19 protein-coding genes and 1 pseudogene are annotated in these 16,005 nt (G+C 66.7%); 13 read left to right on the top strand and 7 right to left on the bottom strand.

The window, feature by feature from the left end; all coding sequences use genetic code 11:
* The first annotated feature begins 94 nt into the window (after window positions 1-94).
* From tesB to QMX81_RS17205, 3 genes are all read left to right on the top strand, one after another.
* Window positions 95-1,003, top strand: a complete 909-nt coding sequence (tesB, locus tag QMX81_RS17215; RefSeq protein WP_088432131.1) for an acyl-CoA thioesterase II — start codon at window positions 95-97, stop codon at window positions 1,001-1,003.
* Between the two features lies 1 nt (window position 1,004).
* On the top strand, window positions 1,005-1,514 hold the full coding sequence (locus tag QMX81_RS17210; protein WP_282263311.1) for a DUF2007 domain-containing protein: 510 nt from the start codon (window positions 1,005-1,007) through the stop codon (window positions 1,512-1,514).
* A 129-nt stretch (window positions 1,515-1,643) separates the two neighbouring features.
* Window positions 1,644-2,852, top strand: a complete 1,209-nt coding sequence (locus QMX81_RS17205) for a sigma-70 family RNA polymerase sigma factor (protein WP_282263310.1) — start codon at window positions 1,644-1,646, stop codon at window positions 2,850-2,852.
* A 58-nt stretch (window positions 2,853-2,910) separates the two neighbouring features.
* Here QMX81_RS17205 and QMX81_RS17200 read toward each other — a convergent pair whose 3' ends face one another.
* Window positions 2,911-3,501, bottom strand: coding sequence for an EF-hand domain-containing protein (locus tag QMX81_RS17200; RefSeq protein WP_282263309.1), 591 nt, complete (start codon window positions 3,499-3,501; stop codon window positions 2,911-2,913).
* Between the two features lie 154 nt (window positions 3,502-3,655).
* Here QMX81_RS17200 and QMX81_RS17195 point away from each other — a divergent pair, with 154 nt between their 5' ends.
* Together QMX81_RS17195 and QMX81_RS17190 are read left to right on the top strand one after the other, a co-directional pair.
* Window positions 3,656-4,411, top strand: a complete 756-nt coding sequence (locus tag QMX81_RS17195) for an arginyltransferase (protein ID WP_282263307.1) — start codon at window positions 3,656-3,658, stop codon at window positions 4,409-4,411.
* 37 nt (window positions 4,412-4,448) lie between these two features.
* Window positions 4,449-5,654, top strand: a complete 1,206-nt coding sequence (locus tag QMX81_RS17190) for an endonuclease/exonuclease/phosphatase family protein (RefSeq protein ID WP_282263305.1) — start codon at window positions 4,449-4,451, stop codon at window positions 5,652-5,654.
* A gap of 270 nt (window positions 5,655-5,924) precedes the next feature.
* Here QMX81_RS17190 and purT read toward each other — a convergent pair whose 3' ends face one another.
* The gene (purT, locus tag QMX81_RS17185) at window positions 5,925-7,112 is read right to left on the bottom strand and encodes a formate-dependent phosphoribosylglycinamide formyltransferase (RefSeq protein WP_282263303.1); all 1,188 of its coding nucleotides are present in this window, start codon (window positions 7,110-7,112) and stop codon (window positions 5,925-5,927) included.
* 131 nt (window positions 7,113-7,243) lie between these two features.
* On the opposite strand from purT, the gene QMX81_RS17180 reads away from it, so the two are divergent.
* The 6 genes from QMX81_RS17180 to QMX81_RS17155 all read left to right on the top strand — a co-directional run bounded on the left by QMX81_RS17180 (window position 7,244) and on the right by QMX81_RS17155 (window position 10,468).
* Window positions 7,244-8,113, top strand: coding sequence for an SPFH domain-containing protein (locus QMX81_RS17180; protein WP_088432124.1), 870 nt, complete (start codon window positions 7,244-7,246; stop codon window positions 8,111-8,113).
* An 87-nt stretch (window positions 8,114-8,200) separates the two neighbouring features.
* Window positions 8,201-8,380 carry an Arc family DNA binding domain-containing protein gene (locus QMX81_RS17175; RefSeq protein ID WP_282263299.1) on the top strand — a complete coding sequence of 60 codons (180 nt, stop codon included), beginning with the start codon at window positions 8,201-8,203 and terminating at the stop codon, window positions 8,378-8,380.
* On the top strand, window positions 8,377-8,565 hold the full coding sequence (locus QMX81_RS17170; protein ID WP_121043380.1) for a DUF4177 domain-containing protein: 189 nt from the start codon (window positions 8,377-8,379) through the stop codon (window positions 8,563-8,565). The genes QMX81_RS17175 and QMX81_RS17170 overlap by 4 nt, the downstream gene beginning before the upstream one ends.
* 1 nt (window position 8,566) lies before the next feature.
* Window positions 8,567-9,109 carry a PH domain-containing protein gene (locus QMX81_RS17165; RefSeq protein ID WP_282263294.1) on the top strand — a complete coding sequence of 181 codons (543 nt, stop codon included), beginning with the start codon at window positions 8,567-8,569 and terminating at the stop codon, window positions 9,107-9,109.
* A 9-nt stretch (window positions 9,110-9,118) separates the two neighbouring features.
* Window positions 9,119-9,928, top strand: a complete 810-nt coding sequence (locus QMX81_RS17160; protein WP_121043374.1) for a M15 family metallopeptidase — start codon at window positions 9,119-9,121, stop codon at window positions 9,926-9,928.
* Window positions 9,929-9,955: 27 nt separating this feature from the next.
* On the top strand, window positions 9,956-10,468 hold the full coding sequence (locus QMX81_RS17155; protein WP_121043371.1) for a hypothetical protein: 513 nt from the start codon (window positions 9,956-9,958) through the stop codon (window positions 10,466-10,468).
* 2 nt (window positions 10,469-10,470) lie between these two features.
* Here QMX81_RS17155 and QMX81_RS17150 read toward each other — a convergent pair whose 3' ends face one another.
* The 5 genes from QMX81_RS17150 to QMX81_RS17130 form a co-directional block, all read right to left on the bottom strand.
* Window positions 10,471-11,145: a DNA-3-methyladenine glycosylase gene (locus QMX81_RS17150; RefSeq protein WP_282263288.1), complete on the bottom strand. Its 675-nt coding sequence runs from the start codon at window positions 11,143-11,145 to the stop codon at window positions 10,471-10,473.
* A 1-nt stretch (window position 11,146) separates the two neighbouring features.
* Window positions 11,147-11,518, bottom strand: a complete 372-nt coding sequence (locus QMX81_RS17145) for a DUF423 domain-containing protein (protein ID WP_152153666.1) — start codon at window positions 11,516-11,518, stop codon at window positions 11,147-11,149.
* Between the two features lie 103 nt (window positions 11,519-11,621).
* Window positions 11,622-12,701, bottom strand: coding sequence for an SRPBCC family protein (locus QMX81_RS17140; protein WP_152153664.1), 1,080 nt, complete (start codon window positions 12,699-12,701; stop codon window positions 11,622-11,624).
* Window positions 12,702-13,014: 313 nt separating this feature from the next.
* A complete protein-coding gene (locus QMX81_RS17135; RefSeq protein WP_019184539.1) occupies window positions 13,015-13,656 on the bottom strand; it encodes a response regulator transcription factor in 642 nt (213 codons plus the stop codon).
* Entirely contained in the window at window positions 13,656-14,852 is a 1,197-nt protein-coding gene (locus tag QMX81_RS17130; protein WP_088432115.1) for a sensor histidine kinase, read from the bottom strand. The genes QMX81_RS17135 and QMX81_RS17130 overlap by 1 nt, the downstream gene beginning before the upstream one ends.
* Before the next feature lie 138 nt (window positions 14,853-14,990).
* Here QMX81_RS17130 and QMX81_RS17125 point away from each other — a divergent pair, with 138 nt between their 5' ends.
* Together QMX81_RS17125 and minC are read left to right on the top strand one after the other, a co-directional pair.
* Window positions 14,991-15,587: a GNAT family N-acetyltransferase gene (locus QMX81_RS17125; RefSeq protein WP_088432114.1), complete on the top strand. Its 597-nt coding sequence runs from the start codon at window positions 14,991-14,993 to the stop codon at window positions 15,585-15,587.
* A gap of 15 nt (window positions 15,588-15,602) precedes the next feature.
* Window positions 15,603-16,005: pseudogene (gene minC / locus QMX81_RS17120) on the top strand (septum site-determining protein MinC); the annotation flags it as partial.

Genomic DNA, 16,005 nt, shown 5'->3' with positions numbered 1-16,005 from the left:
GCTCCCCTACACCTGTACCTGACGAGGAGCCGGCCAGCGGCCGGCACTACCGGAGCCCGTATAATCGGCGCCAGTCCAACCCAGGTTGCCGCCTTTGTCCGCCACGCACGAACCCGTCGTTTCCGAGCTGATCGACCTGCTCTCGCTCGAACGCCTGGAAGACAATCTGTTCCGCGGCCAGAGCCGCGATATCGGTACCAAGTATGTTTTTGGCGGCCAGGTGCTGGGCCAGGCGCTGTCGGCCGCCCAGAAGACGGTCGAGAACGGCCGTCACGTGCATTCGCTGCACGCCTACTTCCTGCGTGCCGGCAACATCGACCACCCCATCGTCTATGACGTGGACCGCACCCGAGATGGCGGCAGCTTCTCCGTCCGCCGGGTCACCGCGATCCAGCACGGCAAGGTGATCTTCTTCTGCGCCGCTTCGTTCCAGCAGGCCGAGACCGGCGCCGAGCACCAGCACAAGATGCCGGAAGTGCCGCAGCCGGAGGACATCGAGCCGAACCAGCCACTGCCGCAGGCCGTTCTGGATCGTCTGCCGATCAAGGTGCAGCGCTGGCTCTCGCGGGGCGGCCCGTTCGAATTCCGCCATGTCTACCCGCGTGACGAACTCAACCCGCCCAAGCGCCCGCCGTACCACCAGGTCTGGCTGCGCCTGAACGAGACCGTCGGCGATGCCCCGGAGCTGCATCAGGCGCTGCTCGCCTACGCCTCGGACTTCCACCTGCTCGGCACCGCGACCTTCCCGCACGGCATCAGCTACTACCAGCCGCATGTGCAGATGGCCTCGCTGGACCATGCGATCTGGTTCCACCGCCCGTTCCGCGCCGACGATTGGCTGCTGTACTCGCTGGACAGTCCCAGCGCGCAGGATTCGCGTGGCCTGGCGCGTGGCCAGTTCTTCACCCGCAACGGCATCCTGGTCGCCAGTACGGCGCAGGAAGGCCTGATCCGCGTGGTCGACGACAGTGCCGCGGCTGCCGCCGTGCCGGCCAAGGACTGACATGAGACAGATCTTCAACAGCCAGCGCGTGGAAACCGTCGAAGGCGTGGCCCAGCTGCTGCGCGACGCCGGCATCGAGGTGCGCATCACCAACGGACGCTCGTACCACAGCAAACGCGGCAGCCAGTTCAGCTATCTGGACAAGGAAAAGGCCACTACCCACCCGACCCTGTGGGTGGTGCATGCCGATGACCAGCCCCGCGCCCGCGAGATCCTGCGCGATGCGCGCCTGCTCGAAACCACCCGCCGCGATCACCCGACCGCGCAGTTCGCGTTCCGCGACGAGGTCGCCCAGAACGATGCGCCGCGCAACTGGGCCTGGCGCATCCGTATCGGCCTGCTGCTGGTGATCGCTGCCGTGGCGATGGTGGTGGTCATGCGCCACCGCAGCGCCCCGGTCGCGGCGCCCGCGCCGACCCCGACCGCGCAGCCGGCGGCGTCGCCGACCGCACCGGCAGCCGCCCCGCCGGAAGAAGAGGAAGTGCGGGTCCGGATCCAGCCCACCGAGTAACAGGTAGTGCCGGCCGCTGGCCGGCTCCTCGTGCGGTTGGAAGCCTGCAGAGCCGGCCGCTGGCCGGCTACCCGGTCACATCCGGGGCCGGCACGCGTCATGATGGGACCATCCCCGGGGGAGGACATCGTGACGACGCATCCGCTGACCACCACGCTCGAACGCGAGCTGCCCGCTGCCGCAGGCGGCTGCCAGCAGTCGTATGGCCGCATCGTGCTGGCCTGCCAGAACACGGTCACCGCGATCGCGCTGGCGATCACCCGCGATGTGCATGCCAGCGAGGACATCGCGCAGGAAGCGTTCATCAAGGCCTGGCAGCAACTCAACCAGTTGCACAGCCATGCCAGCTTCCTGCCCTGGTTGCGCCAGATCACCCGCAATCTCGCCCGTGACTGGCTGCGCGCCAACCGCGGCCGCCCGCTGTCCGGCGAGGCCGCCGAGATCGCCATCAACATGGCCGCCGACCCTAGCCCCAGTGCCCCGGATCATCTGCAACGGGTAGAGGAAGAACTGGCCGCCGAAGACATCATCTCGGCGCTGCCGGAAGACAGCCGCGAAACCCTGCTGCTCTATTACCGCGAAGGCCAGAGTTCGCAGCAGGTCGCCGATCTGCTCGGGCTCAGTGATGCCGCCGTGCGCAAGCGCCTGTCGCGTGCACGTGCCACCGTGCGTGAGGAGATGCTGCGTCGCTTCAGCGACTTCGCCCGCAGCAGCGCGCCGAGTGCCGCCTTCGCCACGACCGTCGTATCGATGGTGCTGGTCGCCGCCCCGGGCACGGCCAGTGCTGCGATCCTGCTGGGCACCGGGCTGGGCACCGGGAAGCTCGGCCTGGGCGGTGCCAGTGTCTCCGGCGGTGCGGCAATGGGCTCGTTGACGGCAGCGGCCAGCCAGACACAGGTGTTTCCACCGGACCTCGCCTGGGGCGCGATCATCGGCGGCATGGTCGGCGGCGTGCTGGGCAGCTACCTGGGCGGCCGTTATCTGCTCTCATATGCCGAGAACGAAAGCGAGCGCGCAGCGATCCGCAGGTTCGTCCACTACAGCACCTTCACTGCGATGCTGGTCTGCATGGGCGTATTCGCCCTGGGCTTCCTGCCCCTGGCCTGGTACTGGCCATGCGTGGCGCTGGCGATCGGCCTGGGCGTCGTCAACTATCAGTGCCTGGTCCCGCTGCAGCGGATCATGGCGCCGATGATCGCGCGCGATGCGGCCCGCCACGGGCGCACCGGGGCGAACTGGAAATATCAGTCGTTGTACGGCCCCAAAGCGCTGTGGGCCATGAATCTGCTGGTGGTCGGCACCATCGTCTGGGCGATGTACAGGAACGGCCGCATCTGATGGACGAAAAGCGCCGGTCGATGACCGGCGCTTTCGTTACACACCACCGCCATACCGCTTACTTCGTGGCCGGTGCCTTCGGCGGCATCGGCGGCTTGCCATCGCGATGATCACCACGCGGGCCACCGAACGGGCCCTTGGCCGCATCGAACTCGGCCTTGCTCAGCTGGCCGTCCTTGTTGGTATCGGCTGCGGCAAACCAGGCATCACGATGCTGCTTCATGCGCAGCTCGCGGTCGGCCTTGTCCAGGTAACCATCCTTGTTGACGTCCATCGCATCGAAGCGCGCGGCCAGGCGCGGGTCGGCCTTGGCCTCCTCGCGGCTGATGCGGCCGTCCTTGTTGGTGTCCAGCTTGGCCATCCAGTCGCCATGCCCACCCGGGCCACGCCCGTGGCGCTTGCCGTGCCAGCGCGGCAGTTCCTCACGGGAGAGCTTGCCGTCCTTGTTGGCATCGAGCGTGTCGAACTGCGCAGCCAGACGGGGCGACTTGGCCGCTTCGGTGCGGTCGATGAAGCCATCGCCATTGGTGTCCAGCTTGGCACGGGCCGGCTTGTCAGCGGCGGCGGGGGTATCGGCAGCGACCGCCAGGCCGGCAGCACCGGTGGACAGCAGCAGGGCCAGCAGCAGGAGGGATTTGCGGTTGCGCATGGGTAACTCCGGTTTGTGAGGGAAACTGCGTGCGGTGCGTGGCACCCACACCGGTAACAACGCGTGGGCGCCAGCACCGTTGACAGCCCGGCCAGCCGTGTTCATTTGGCAGACAGTCGCGGCGGCTGCGACGGCACGGGGCTATGCTGTGGGCATGGCAATACACGGCGACCGCGACGACGAGCTGCGACTGTTCCAGACCGGTGACCACCCCTGTGGCTACTGGCCGGAACGGGCCGCACGCGATCTGGTGCTCGATCCCAACGATCCGCGCCTGGGCACGCTGTACCCGATGGCGCTGGGCTGGGGCTTCCGCCGCTCTGGGGATCTGGTCTACCGCCCGCATTGCGCGGACTGCCACGCCTGCGTAGCCGTGCGCATCCCCGTGGCCCGCTTCGCACCGGACCGCAGCCAGCGCCGTTGCCTGGTCCGCAATGCGGATCTGGAAGTGCGTATCGTCGCCGCCGAACAGACCGAAGAGCAGTTCGCGCTGTACCACCGCTACCTGTCCCATCGGCACGCACAGGGCGGGATGGACGAGCACGGCCCGCACGAGTTCGACCAATTCCTGATCGGGCGCTGGTCGCAGGGGCGTTTCATCGAAATCCGCGCCCCGGGCGAGGACGGCCATCGCGGCCCGCTGCTTGGGGTCGCCGTGACCGATGTGACCCCGCAAGGACTGTCGGCGGTCTACACCTTCTTCGATCCGGACAAGGCCCATCGCGGCCTGGGCACCTTCGCGATCCTGCAGCAGATCGCCTGGGCCCAGCGCGAGCAGCTGCCGCACCTGTACCTGGGCTACTGGATCCGCGACCACCGCAAGATGGACTACAAGCGCCGGTTCCGCCCGCTGGAGGCCTATGACGGCCGCCGCTGGCACGCCTTCGATGACGAATTGGACGGCCGCTGACGCATCACTGACACCGCGCCGGGTGCAAAATAGGCGGATGAAAGCCCATCCCCTGATCCTTGCCCTGGCCCTGCTCTGCGGCGCCTGCGCACAGACCCCTGCCAAGACCGCCGCCATGCCGGATCCCGCTTCCGCGCCGCTGCGGATCGCCACCTACAACACCTCCCTGTACAGCGACGAGACCGGCGGCCTGATCGCCGAGCTCGAAGGTGACAGCGAACACGCGCGCAAGATTGCCGCCGTCCTGCAGCAGGTCCGCCCGGATCTGGTGCTGCTCAACGAGTTCGATTACGACGACGCCCATCGCGCCGCTGATCTCTTCCAGAAGCGCTACCTGGAAGCCGCCCAGCCGGGCGGCGGTGAGCCGCTGCATTACGCCTACCGCTACCTCGCCCCGGTGAACACCGGCGTGCAGAGCGGCCTGGACCTGGACAACAACGGCGAGATCGGCGGCGAAGGCCGCGCCCGTGGCAACGATGCCTGGGGCTACGGCCTGCACCCGGGCCAGTACGGCATGCTGGTACTGTCGCGCTACCCGATCGATGAAGCCAAGGTCCGCAGTTTCCAGCTGCTGAAGTGGAGCACGATGCCCGGCGCCCTGCGCCCGATCGATCCGCGCACCGGGAAATCCTTCTACAACGACCACGTCTGGTCGCAGCTGCGCCTGTCCTCCAAATCGCACTGGGACGTGCCGGTGACCACCCCGAACGGCACCGTACACGCCCTGGTCTCGCACCCGACCCCGCCGGTCTTCGACGGCCCGGAGAAGCGCAACGCCGCCCGCAACCACGACGAACTGCGCCTGTGGCAGGACTACCTCAAGGACCGCGACACTTCATGGCTGTGCGATGACCGCGGCCAATGCGGCGGCCTCGCGCAGGACGCGCGCTTCGTCATCCTCGGCGACCTCAACAACGACCCGGTCGACGGCGACGGCCGCCACGAAGCGATCGTCGAACTGATCGAAAACCCCCGCGTCCTGCGCTACCCCACCCCGCGCAGCGTCGGCGCCGAAGAGACCAGCCTGGCCTATGCCGAGAAAGGCATCACCCGCACAGGCGCGCCCTTCCACGCCACCGGCGACTTCGGCCCGAAATCCGGCACCATGCGCCTGGACTACGTCCTACCCTCGGTCGGCTTCAGCTACATCGGCAGCGGCGTGTTCTGGCCCGCCAATGACAGCCCGGAAGCAAAAATCGCCGACGGCAGCGACCACCACCTCGTGTGGGTCGACCTGAAATAAAGTCTGCTCCGTATTCAACGAAAAACGGCGAGCCAAGGCTCGCCGTTTTTTTGTCCTGCCATTTTATGCCCCGCCGTTGGATCCGCCCAACCGACCCTCCACGAAGAGGTGATCGGGCAGCCCGATGAAGGACCGTGTGCGGCATGGATGCCGCACTACGAGCCCCCAAGGATGGGTTTACGGCGTGTCCTGCATCGGGCTGCCCGATCGCCTCAGACCGACAGCAACCAAGGCGCCAGCTTCGGCTTAGGCTTGGGCCTCAAACCCACCTCAAGACCGCAACTCGATCCCGATAGCCTCAGCCGCCTCACGCGCAATCTTCCGCGCCTCCTCGATATCCCCACCGCGCGCCAACGTCACACCCACCCGGCGATGCCCGTGCACACTCGGCTTGCCGAACAGGCGCAGCGCCGAATCCGGATGCACCAGGGCTGCGGCCACATTGCTGAAGAACGGCACACCCTCACCGTGCGCCAACATCGCACACGACGCCGACGGACCACTCTGGCGGATCACCGGAATCGGCAGCCCCAGAATCGCGCGCGCATGCAGCGCGAACTCACTCAACTCCTGCGAGGCCAACGTCACCAGACCCGTGTCATGCGGCCGCGGCGACACCTCGCTGAACCACACCTCGTCGCCCTTCACGAACAGCTCGACCCCGAACAGCCCCCAGCCACCCAGCTCATCGGTGATCGCCTGCGAAATCTCCTCCGCCCGCGCCAGCGCACGCGGCGACATCGGCTGCGGCTGCCAGCTCTCGCGGTAATCACCATCCTTCTGCCAGTGCCCGATCGGCGCACAGAACGACGTCCCGCCCGCATGACGCACGGTCAGCAGCGTGATTTCGTACTCGAAATCGATGAAGCCCTCCACGATGCAGCGCCCGGCACCGGCGCGGCCACCGGTCTGCGCATACTCCCAGGCCGGCGCGATGTCGGCGTCCTGACGCAGCGTGCTCTGGCCCTTGCCCGAGGAGGACATCACCGGCTTGACCACGCACGGCAGCCCGATCGCGGCGACCGCCGCGCGGTACTCGGCGTCGGTATCAACGAACCGGTAGGGCGAGGTCGGCAGGCCCAGCGTTTCGGCGGCGAGCCGGCGGATGCCTTCACGGTCCATGGTCAGGCGTGCGGCACGCGCAGTCGGCACTACCCGCAGCCCCTGTTCCTGTTCCAGCTGGACGAGCGTTTCGGTATGGATCGCCTCGATCTCCGGCACCACCAGATGCGGCCTCTCCAGTGCGATCAGCGCGCGCAGCGCCATCGCGTCGAGCATGTCGATCACGTGCGAACGGTGTGCCACCTGCATCGCCGGCGCGTTGGCGTAGCGGTCGGCGGCGATCACCTCCACCCCCAGCCGCTGCAGCTCGATGGCGACTTCCTTGCCGAGTTCGCCGGATCCCAGCAGCAGCACACGGGTGGCGGAAGGAGACAGCGGCGTACCGAGCGTGGACATGGCGATGTTCCGGGCAACAGGGGCGGGAGGGCATTCTAGCCGGTGCCGCCGCCGCGTGGCCGGCCGGGGCGGCACTTGCGAAGTGATATCAATTTGATATCTTCCAATCAACTACCCAAGGACGCCCTGCCATGAAAGAGAAGTCGATCCGCTCGCTGTCCGGCCTGCCCTTCCTGCTGCTGGTGCTGGCCCTGACCGCAGTGGCCGTGTGGATGTTCGTGGTCGGGGTGGACAAGGGAAACCGCAACCCGGCGCTGATCGTGGGCAGCCTGGTGCTGGCCACCACCGCCCTGCTCAGCCTGGTCGGCCTGTACACCGTGCAGCCCAACCAGGCGGTGGTCGTCAGCCTGTTCGGCAAGTACGTCGGCACTGTCAAGGAGAACGGCCTGCGCTGGAACAACCCGTTCTTCACCAAGGTCAAGGTGAGCCAGCGCGTGCGCAACTTCGAAAGCGGCAAGCTCAAGGTCAACGAGCTCGACGGCAGCCCGATCGAGATCGCCGCGGTGATCGTGTGGCAGGTGGTGGATGCTTCCGAAGCGGTCTACAACGTGGATGACTACGAGAGCTTCGTGCACATCCAGTCCGAATCGGCGCTGCGCGCGATGGCGACCAGCTACCCGTATGACCAGCACGAAGAAGGCCAGCTGTCGCTGCGCAGCCATGCCGCCGAGATTTCCCAGCACCTCAAGGACGAGCTGGCCGAGCGCCTGGCCGATGCCGGCGTGCAGGTGATCGATGCGCGCATCAGCCACCTCGCCTATGCCCCGGAAATCGCTCAGGCCATGCTGCAACGCCAGCAGGCCAATGCAGTCATCGCCGCACGTACGCGGATCGTCGCCGGTGCGGTCGGGATGGTCGAAATGGCCCTGGCCGAACTGCAGAAGAACGGTGTGGTCCAGCTCGATGAAGAGCGCAAGGCGCACATGGTGAGCAATCTGCTGACCGTGCTGTGTTCGGATCGTGGCACCCAGCCGGTGGTCAATGCCGGTTCGCTGTATTGATGCACCAGCGTGCCGACCCAGGGTCGGCAGCTACCACCGCAACGCGGCGCCGAGGGGACGGCACGCGCTGTCGATAAAGGACCCCGCATGACCGAAAAGAAAGCGTACCCGCTGCGTATCAATGCCGACGTTCTGGCGGCGGCGCAGCGCTGGGCCGACGACGAGCTGCGCAGCCTCAATGCACAGATCGAATACGTGCTGCGCGATGCCCTGCGCAAGGCCGGACGCCTTCCCAGACCCACCGCCGACAAGGAGAGCAAATCATGAGCAGGCGCTGGAGCTATCTCACCGTTGAAGTGAAACCCAACCTGATGGGGATCGTCAACGCCGAGCAGATCCAGGAGGAACTGACCCGGCAGGGCCAGCTCGGCTGGGAGCTGGTCAACGCGATCAGCCTGGTGTCGGCACCTCCCTTCACGACGTCGGTACTGATCTTCAAAAAGGAGGCATGAAGTGAGTGCACCTCATCCCTTCGAGGTTGCCCCATCGCCGGTCTGGCGACTGCTGTGGCTGTGGGTTCCGCTGCTGCTCGTCGCCGGCCTGATGGTCGGCACCGCGCTGGACGCACCGGAGCGTTCGCACACCGAGCTGATGGTCACGCTGCCCTTCCTGGCCGTGCTGGCAGCCGTACTGACCTGGGCCTACAGCCGGCGTCGCATCGTGCTGCATGAGGACACGCTGGAAGTGTTGTCGACCTTCTACCGAAAGCGCGTGCCGGTCAGCGCGATGCGGCTGGACGAGGCGCGCATCGTCGACTTCGCCGAGCATGGCCGGTACAAGCCCTCGATCAAGACCAACGGCTACGGCGTACCGGGCTTCCAGTCCGGGCACTACCGCATGGCCGATCGCAGCAAGGCGTTCTGCCTGATCACCGACAGCAGCCGCGTTCTGCACCTGCCGCTGCGCGATGGCAGCGCCCTGGTGATCAGCCCGGAACGTCCCCGCATTCTCCTCGACGCTTTGCAGGCGCTGGCCGGACCGCCGCGCGCGCACTAAGCTGGCAGCATGCGCCGATCCCCTGCCCTGCTGATCAACACCGCCGAGATCGAACTGTGGCCTGGCGGCCTGCTGCGTGCACGCGGCTCTGCCGACGCGCGCGCCCTGGCGCGCGCGCAGTGGGTCCTGCGGCGCAAGCGCGATGGGCGCTACCTCGCCGTCGCTACCGCCCACGGCGTGTTGCCGCTGGTGCCGCGCCTGATGCGCGAGCCGGGCATCGAGGAGGCACTGGATGCGCTGGACCGCCAGGTGCTGGATCGCCGCCGCGGCAGCGCGCCCGATGCGGTGCTGCCCCTGAGTGGACTGCAGCATCGCCTCGAAACCCTCGGGATTGATGCCGATGCCTACGAGGCCGCGAGCGGCCTGGCGCTGGAAGCCGAACCGGCTCAGCTGCACCTGGCCGGTTTCGACCGCTACCGGCGGCCACTCTGGCTCCAGCGTGACGCCGCCCGTAGCTGGCAACGCCTGCGCGCGCGGGCCGCTGCCGATGGCATCGCCCTGGAGGCGATCTCCGGCTACCGCAGCCACGATTACCAGCTCGGGATATTCGCCCGCAAACGCAACCGCGGGCTGAGCGTGGAGGAGATCCTCAAGGTCAACGCCGCGCCGGGCTACAGCGAGCACCACAGCGGCTACGCGCTGGATATCGGCACACCCGGCGAACCGCCTGCGGAAGAATCGTTCGAGTCTACTGCCGCGTTCGCGTGGCTGGGCGAGCATGCCGGTCGCTTCGGGTTCCAGCTGAGCTACCCGCGGGACAACCCGCATGGGATTGTCTACGAACCGTGGCACTGGTGCTGGCACGACGCCATACCCTGACCAGCGCGACCCACAAGGAGGGCGACCATGGACGATCAGAATCCCTACCAGGCCGGTGAGGTTCCCCCCACCCCGCCAACGGCACCGCACTGGGAACAGGTGCCGAGCGGGATCACCAGGCCAGTCACGCAGCTCTGGTTACTGGGCGCGGGACTCACCGTGTTCACCCTCGCCACGGGCGGCTGGACGTGGGTCACGAACCGGCACGTGTTCGCCATGATGAACTTCATCGCTGCTGCGATGGTCGGCTGCGTTTACCTGGGTCTGGCAGTGGGGGTCTACAAACGCAGCCGGATTGCGGCCTGCCTGACCGCTGCGTTGTGGGCATGGGTGTTCGTGATGCATCTGAGGCAGGACACCGCAGGCCTGACAGACACGCTTCGGAGGATGGGGATGATGCTGGTGATCGGGGTCGTGGTCCTCCGCGGCACCTTCGCCACCTTCCACCATCACCGCTACCTTGCGGCGAAGAAGCGCCAGCCAGCGCGGGCACGAATCAGCGACGACCCGGCCTTCGCGCCGAAGCCACCGGCCGCGTAGCCTCACCCCTGCGAGCGGTTGGTCGTCGCCTTCGGATCCACCGTGAAATCTGCGATCCGCCACAGGTACAGGCTCGCGTAGGTCCGGAACGGGCCCCATTTCTCGCCGCGGGCGAGCAGCTCCTTCGGGGTCGGCATCCGCTCGGCCTTGTCCACGCGCTGGGCGCCCTTGCGGACACCGAGGTCGTCCACCGGCAGGATGTCCGGGCGACCGAGCCGGAACATCAGCATCATCTCCACCGTCCAGCGGCCGATGCCGCGGATCGGGACCAGCGCCTCGATGATGGCGTCGTGGTCCATCACCGACATCCGACGCAGGTCGGGGATCTCACCCGCTGCCTCGCGCCGGGCCAGATCGCGCAGCGCCAGCGCCTTGTTGCCGGAGACGCCACAGATCCGCAGCCCGGGGTCATCGATACGCGCCAGCGTATCGGCGTGCAGCCGGGGGCTGCCGATGGCCGTCTCCACCCGCCCGACGATGGTCGAGGCGGCCTTGCCGCTGAGCTGCTGGAACAGGATCGCCCTGGCCAGCGCGTCGACCGGATCAAAGGTTTTCGCCCAGCCGGGCGGCGCCTGGATCGGGCCGAGGCGCTTCATCCACGTGCCCAGCCGCCGGTCGCGCCGGCTCAGCCAGTCATGCGCCTCATCGACATCGAAACCGCGGCGGTAGCGGGGCATGTCAGCGCCTCAGCGCGTTGAGGCCGTAGGCCAGCCAGCCGACCATCAGCGCGGTGCCACCGACCGGTGCCAACTGCGTACTGAGCGTCCACAACGCGCCGGCCACCAGGCTGCCGGAGAACAGCAGCGTGCCGATCAGCAGGACATACAGGGCCAGCCGACCCAGCGTGTTCTGCTGGGTCGGGCCGAGCACGGCCAGCGCCACCCCGTGCCCGAACGCGTACAAGGCCGCGGTGGTCACATGCGACTGCGCCAGTGGATCGGCGATGCCGTGCGAGGCGTAGGCCGACAGACCGACCGCAGTGGCCGCCAGCAGGCCGCCCAGGCCGGCCAGCAGGGAGGGTTTGCGCGTGCGTCGTTCCAGGTTGAGCATGCTTGCGTCCTTCAGACAATGCCCCGCTGCCGGAGCCAAAAAAAAACGCGCCGCAGGAAGCGGCGCGTTTCAGGTCGTGCGTTACATCACGGCAACCGTCGGTTTACTTGACGGCCCAGTAGATGTCGTACGTGCCTTCCGGAGTGAACGACTTGTCCACGCCGTCCTTCCAGGACTCGTACGGACGATCGATCACTTCGTTGCCGCCGGTCACCGACCACGCACGCAGGGCGTTGCGGGCGATGTCCAGGCCGGCCATGTGGCCGGTGTAGGCCGCGTGGGCCGAGCGATGCGGAGCAACGTGCACGTACTTGACCGGTGCACCACCGTCGATCTTCACCGTCAGGGCTTCGGCAGTCGCGCCTTCAGCACCCTTCTTCTTGACCGGCTGGGCCACGTCGAAGGCGTACTTCTCGGCGCCGAAATCGGTGGTGATGATGCGGAACGGACCGGCGGCTTCGAGGTTGTTGGCCTCCATGACGCGCTTGATCCACTCCTGGTTGTCCTTGATGGACTTGGTGATGGTCTCCTGGCCGCGATCCACGTTGCCGGCGGTGACGACCAGCAGGTCCTCGGCCGGGACGTCCACGATGGCCAGATCGGTCAGCGGAGCTTCGGCGGTGCGGTAGTCGATGTTCGGCACGGTGGCCAGCATGTTGGCCATGCGCGACAGACCCAGCTTCAGGTCGTCACCGGCGTGACGGCTGACGTACAGGCCAGCGTAACGACCGAACAGGTTGAAACCGTACTTGACGCTGTAGTCCTGCGTGATCTTGACGTTGCGGCCACCCTTGCCGGTCGGCTCCAGGGTGAAGCGGGTGGTCTTGTCGTGACCCTTGGAGGCGTCCTCGATCTTGATCGCCACGTGCTTGTTCTGCTCGGACTCGGTGATCACCCAGCTACCTTCGCCCAAGGAGCTTTCCTTGGAGGCGTAGTCCAGGCGTGCGCCGACGCCGGCAGCGGGGCCGGAGTACTTCAGTTCAACGGCGGGATCGCGCAGCAAGAGCGGGTTCCAGTCCTTGAAGCGGCGCAGGCTGTTGACCGTGTCGTACACGATCGTCATCTTGCGGTTGGTCTCGATGCTTTCGGAAATATGGCGCTCGCCCGGCAGACATACGCCAATGATGACGAACAGGCCAGCCACGATCCCCAAGGCGATCAGGAACTCGATAATACGGGTCATTCAGGAGTCTCCGGGGCCGATCCCACGGCCGGGTTGATTGAAGCGAAGCGCCAATCCTAGCAGGCTTCGCCGGTGTTGTTGATCAGGGTTGGCACACCGGTTTCCATGTCGGCAGCGGTTTTGCATAGACAAGGAGCGGAAAGATAACGCATCGCGCGTGTCAGCACGTAGCGGATGGACAATATTTCTTTGCCGGATTCGGCCGCTGGGACCAAAAATCCCCCTGCATCGCTTGCGCCGCAAGGGTTTCACAGAATTCATAAATTACCTGCGAACCCGTGGCCGCCCGAAGGCCGGCGCCGGGTCCGCAGGCTCAGACCAGCTGCAGTTCGAAGGCCTTGAGCACGGCGCGGGTACGATCGCGCACGCCCAGCTTGGAGAGGATGTTGGACACGTGGTTCTTGATCGTGCCCTCGGCCACGCCCAGTGAATTGGCGATCTCCTTGTTGGAGAAGCCGCTGGCCATCAGCCGCAGGATCTCGGTCTCGCGGTCGGTCAACGGGTCCGGCCGGTCCAGGCTCACGAACTCGTTGCGCATGTGCTCCAGGCCCGACAGCAGCCGCTGGGTCACCGCCGGCTGCACCAGCGAGCCGCCATCGGCCACGGTCCGGATCGCGCCCACCAGCTGGTCCAGGGTCACATCCTTGAGCAGGTAGCCCTTGGCGCCGGCCTTCAGCCCGGCCAGCACCAGCTGGTCGTCATCGAAGGTGGTCAGGATGATGGTCGGCGGCAGCTGGTTCAGCCGCGACAGCATCTGCAGCGCCTCCAGCCCGGACATCACCGGCATGCGCATGTCCATCAGGACCACGTCAGGGCGGACCTGCGGAACCACCTCGACTGCCTGGCGGCCATCGGCGGCCTCGGCGACCACTTCGATGCCGTCATCGAGCGCCAGCAGCGAGCGGATCCCCTGCCGCACCAGGGTTTGGTCGTCGACCAGGCAGACGCGAATCATCAACGCACTCCTTCAATGACAGCGGTCAGCATCAATACTGGCACGCCGGGTACCGAGGCACGAAGGCGGAAGCCCTGTCCCCGGCGGGTTTCGATCTGCAGCTCACCACCGCATTGTTGCAGGCGCTCGCGCATCCCGCGCAACCCATTGCCGACCACGATACCGTCGGCGCCCACCCCATCATCATGCGCTTCCAGCACCACGATGCCCGGCGCCTCGCGCCGGACCTTGATCCACAGGTTGCGCGCACCGGCGTGGCGCACTGCATTGGTGATGATTTCCTGGGTGCAGCGCAGCAGCACGTGCGCGCGCTCGGGATCTTCCACGCTCAGTGGCTCGTCGATATCCAGGTGGATCTCCAGCGAGGGGACCTGCTCGGTCAGCGGGCGCAGCGCGGCGGCCAGGTCGATCGCACCACTGTCGCGCAGCTGGCTGACCGCCTCGCGCACGTCGGTCAGCAGCAGCTTGGCCAGGGTATGGGCCTGATGCACGTGTTCCTGGGCCTGGCCTTCGGTGATGTGGCCGGCCACTTCCAGATTCAGGCTGAGCGCGGTCAGGTGGTGGCCCAACAGATCGTGCAGCTCGCGGGAAATGCGGGTGCGTTCGTTGACGCGGGCGCTTTCGGCCAGCAGCACACGGGTGGCGCGCAGCTCGGTATTGAGCCGGCGCTGCTCTTCACGGGCATCGGTCTGCTGCCGCGCCACCAGGCTGGTCACGAAGATGAACATGGAGAAGCCGCCATACAGCAGCGACTGCATCACCGCTTCGAACAGGGAGAAATTCAGGATGAGGTAGTAGACCGGCAGCACCGCCAGCTGGCTCAGCAGCAGCCAGATCACGCCACCGCGCACCGGCAGCATCCACGGGATGACGCCGGCGGCGACCATCATCAGGATGCTGCCCAGCCCGGAGCCGCTCAGATAGCTCACGCCCAGCGCCGACGCGGTCAGCAGCACCAGCATGACCCGGTCGTACCAGCGCGAGTGGCCGCCGTTGCGCAGCCCGCGGGTCAGCCAGAAGTAGCCGGCGCCGAAGGCCAGGTACGCCGCGAACAGCCACAGCGCCCAGGCATCGACGCCTCCGCCGCGGCGCAGCAGTGCTTCGTACTGTGAGTAAACCAGAGGAAGTCCGACCATGACCCAGGTGAACAGGCCGGCCAGTCGCAGTACTCGGGTGTGGCTGAGGTATCCCAACATGGACGCATAGTAGGCTGAACCTGTTCCCCTGCACTCCCACAGAAGTCATGCCTGTCCGCTCGCGGGGGGAAGCCACCCATGCAATAATCGGACCGAGGGCCCCTCGATGGGCCAACCGCGTTACCCCACGGAGTCACAATGTCGATTGTCATCCGCGACGTGCGCGAGCACGAGCTCGATTCCGTCCTGGCCCTGAACAACAATGCCGGCCTGGCCATCCTGCCGTTGGATGCCGCCCGCCTGCGTCTGTTCTATGAAAGCGCTGAGTATTTCCGCGTCGCCGAGCGCGACGGCAACCTGGCCGGTTTCCTGATCGGCTTCGGCAGCGACAGCCAGCACGACAGCAGCAACTTCGCCTGGTTCAAGCAGCAGCTTGACAGCAAATTCTTCTATATCGACCGCATCGTGGTCGCCAGCCGCCGCCGCGGCGGTGGCGTTGGCCGTGCGTTCTATGCCGATGCGCAGAGCTACGCCGAGCTGCGCTACCCGCAGCTGACCTGCGAGGTGTTCCTGGATCACGGTGCCGATGCCGCCCTGCTCTTCCACGGCAGCTTCGGCTTCCGCGAGGTCGGGCAGAACAACATGGCCCACGTGGATGTGCGCGCCAGCATGCTGCTCAAGGACCTGTGCAGTTACCAGTGGGTGCACGACACCTACGGCGATCAGCTGCCGGATGTGCCCTGGGTGGGCCATCGCCGCGAGCCGCTGCGCGTGCAGCAGCAGACGGGGACCTGATCGGTGGCGGCGAACATGGATTTTGAACAGGCCGGTGAACTGAAGATCGGCCAGGTCGGCATCGCCAATCTGCGCATCCGCACCCTCGATGTCGAGCGCCTCACCCGTGAAATGCAGGAACGTGTCGCGCGTGCGCCGAAGCTGTTCGGGCGTGCGGCAGTGATCCTGGATTTCGGCGGGCTGAGCAGGATGCCGGACGTGGCGACCGCCAAGGCGCTGCTGGACGGCCTGCGCAAGGCCGGCGTGCTGCCGGTTGCGCTGGCTTACGGCACCACCGAAACCGACCTGCTTTCCCAGCAGCTCGGCCTGCCGCTGCTGGCCAAGTTCCGCGCCCAGTACGAGCGCGCCGAGGCCGAGCCGGCGCCTGCGCGCGTGCCGGTCGCCGAACCGCCGCCGCGCCGTGCGCGTGCCGCCGCGG

This window comes from Stenotrophomonas sp. PS02301 (genome assembly GCF_029959485.1).
In the GTDB taxonomy this organism is placed as follows: Bacteria; Pseudomonadota; Gammaproteobacteria; order Xanthomonadales; family Xanthomonadaceae; genus Stenotrophomonas; species Stenotrophomonas maltophilia_Z.
The sequence above is the reverse complement of the archived record's forward strand: the minus strand, read 5'-3'. Positions and strand labels throughout refer to the sequence as shown.

What these genes read in the sequence shown, in the direction of transcription:
- QMX81_RS17125 (WP_088432114.1), top strand. Translation starts at nt 14,991, where the DNA reads ATGTCGATTGTCATCCGCGACGTGCGCGAGCACGAGCTCGATTCCGTC.
- QMX81_RS17210 (WP_282263311.1), top strand. Translation starts at nt 1,005, where the DNA reads ATGAGACAGATCTTCAACAGCCAGCGCGTGGAAACCGTCGAAGGCGTG.
- QMX81_RS17200 (WP_282263309.1), bottom strand. Translation starts at nt 3,501, where the DNA reads ATGCGCAACCGCAAATCCCTCCTGCTGCTGGCCCTGCTGCTGTCCACC.
- QMX81_RS17150 (WP_282263288.1), bottom strand. Translation starts at nt 11,145, where the DNA reads ATGCCCCGCTACCGCCGCGGTTTCGATGTCGATGAGGCGCATGACTGG.
- QMX81_RS17175 (WP_282263299.1), top strand. Translation starts at nt 8,201, where the DNA reads ATGACCGAAAAGAAAGCGTACCCGCTGCGTATCAATGCCGACGTTCTG.
- QMX81_RS17180 (WP_088432124.1), top strand. Translation starts at nt 7,244, where the DNA reads ATGAAAGAGAAGTCGATCCGCTCGCTGTCCGGCCTGCCCTTCCTGCTG.
- purT (WP_282263303.1), bottom strand. Translation starts at nt 7,112, where the DNA reads ATGTCCACGCTCGGTACGCCGCTGTCTCCTTCCGCCACCCGTGTGCTG.
- QMX81_RS17145 (WP_152153666.1), bottom strand. Translation starts at nt 11,518, where the DNA reads ATGCTCAACCTGGAACGACGCACGCGCAAACCCTCCCTGCTGGCCGGC.
- QMX81_RS17190 (WP_282263305.1), top strand. Translation starts at nt 4,449, where the DNA reads ATGAAAGCCCATCCCCTGATCCTTGCCCTGGCCCTGCTCTGCGGCGCC.
- QMX81_RS17170 (WP_121043380.1), top strand. Translation starts at nt 8,377, where the DNA reads ATGAGCAGGCGCTGGAGCTATCTCACCGTTGAAGTGAAACCCAACCTG.
- QMX81_RS17135 (WP_019184539.1), bottom strand. Translation starts at nt 13,656, where the DNA reads ATGATTCGCGTCTGCCTGGTCGACGACCAAACCCTGGTGCGGCAGGGG.
- QMX81_RS17155 (WP_121043371.1), top strand. Translation starts at nt 9,956, where the DNA reads ATGGACGATCAGAATCCCTACCAGGCCGGTGAGGTTCCCCCCACCCCG.
- QMX81_RS17160 (WP_121043374.1), top strand. Translation starts at nt 9,119, where the DNA reads ATGCGCCGATCCCCTGCCCTGCTGATCAACACCGCCGAGATCGAACTG.
- QMX81_RS17140 (WP_152153664.1), bottom strand. Translation starts at nt 12,701, where the DNA reads ATGACCCGTATTATCGAGTTCCTGATCGCCTTGGGGATCGTGGCTGGC.
- QMX81_RS17195 (WP_282263307.1), top strand. Translation starts at nt 3,656, where the DNA reads ATGGCAATACACGGCGACCGCGACGACGAGCTGCGACTGTTCCAGACC.
- QMX81_RS17130 (WP_088432115.1), bottom strand. Translation starts at nt 14,852, where the DNA reads ATGTTGGGATACCTCAGCCACACCCGAGTACTGCGACTGGCCGGCCTG.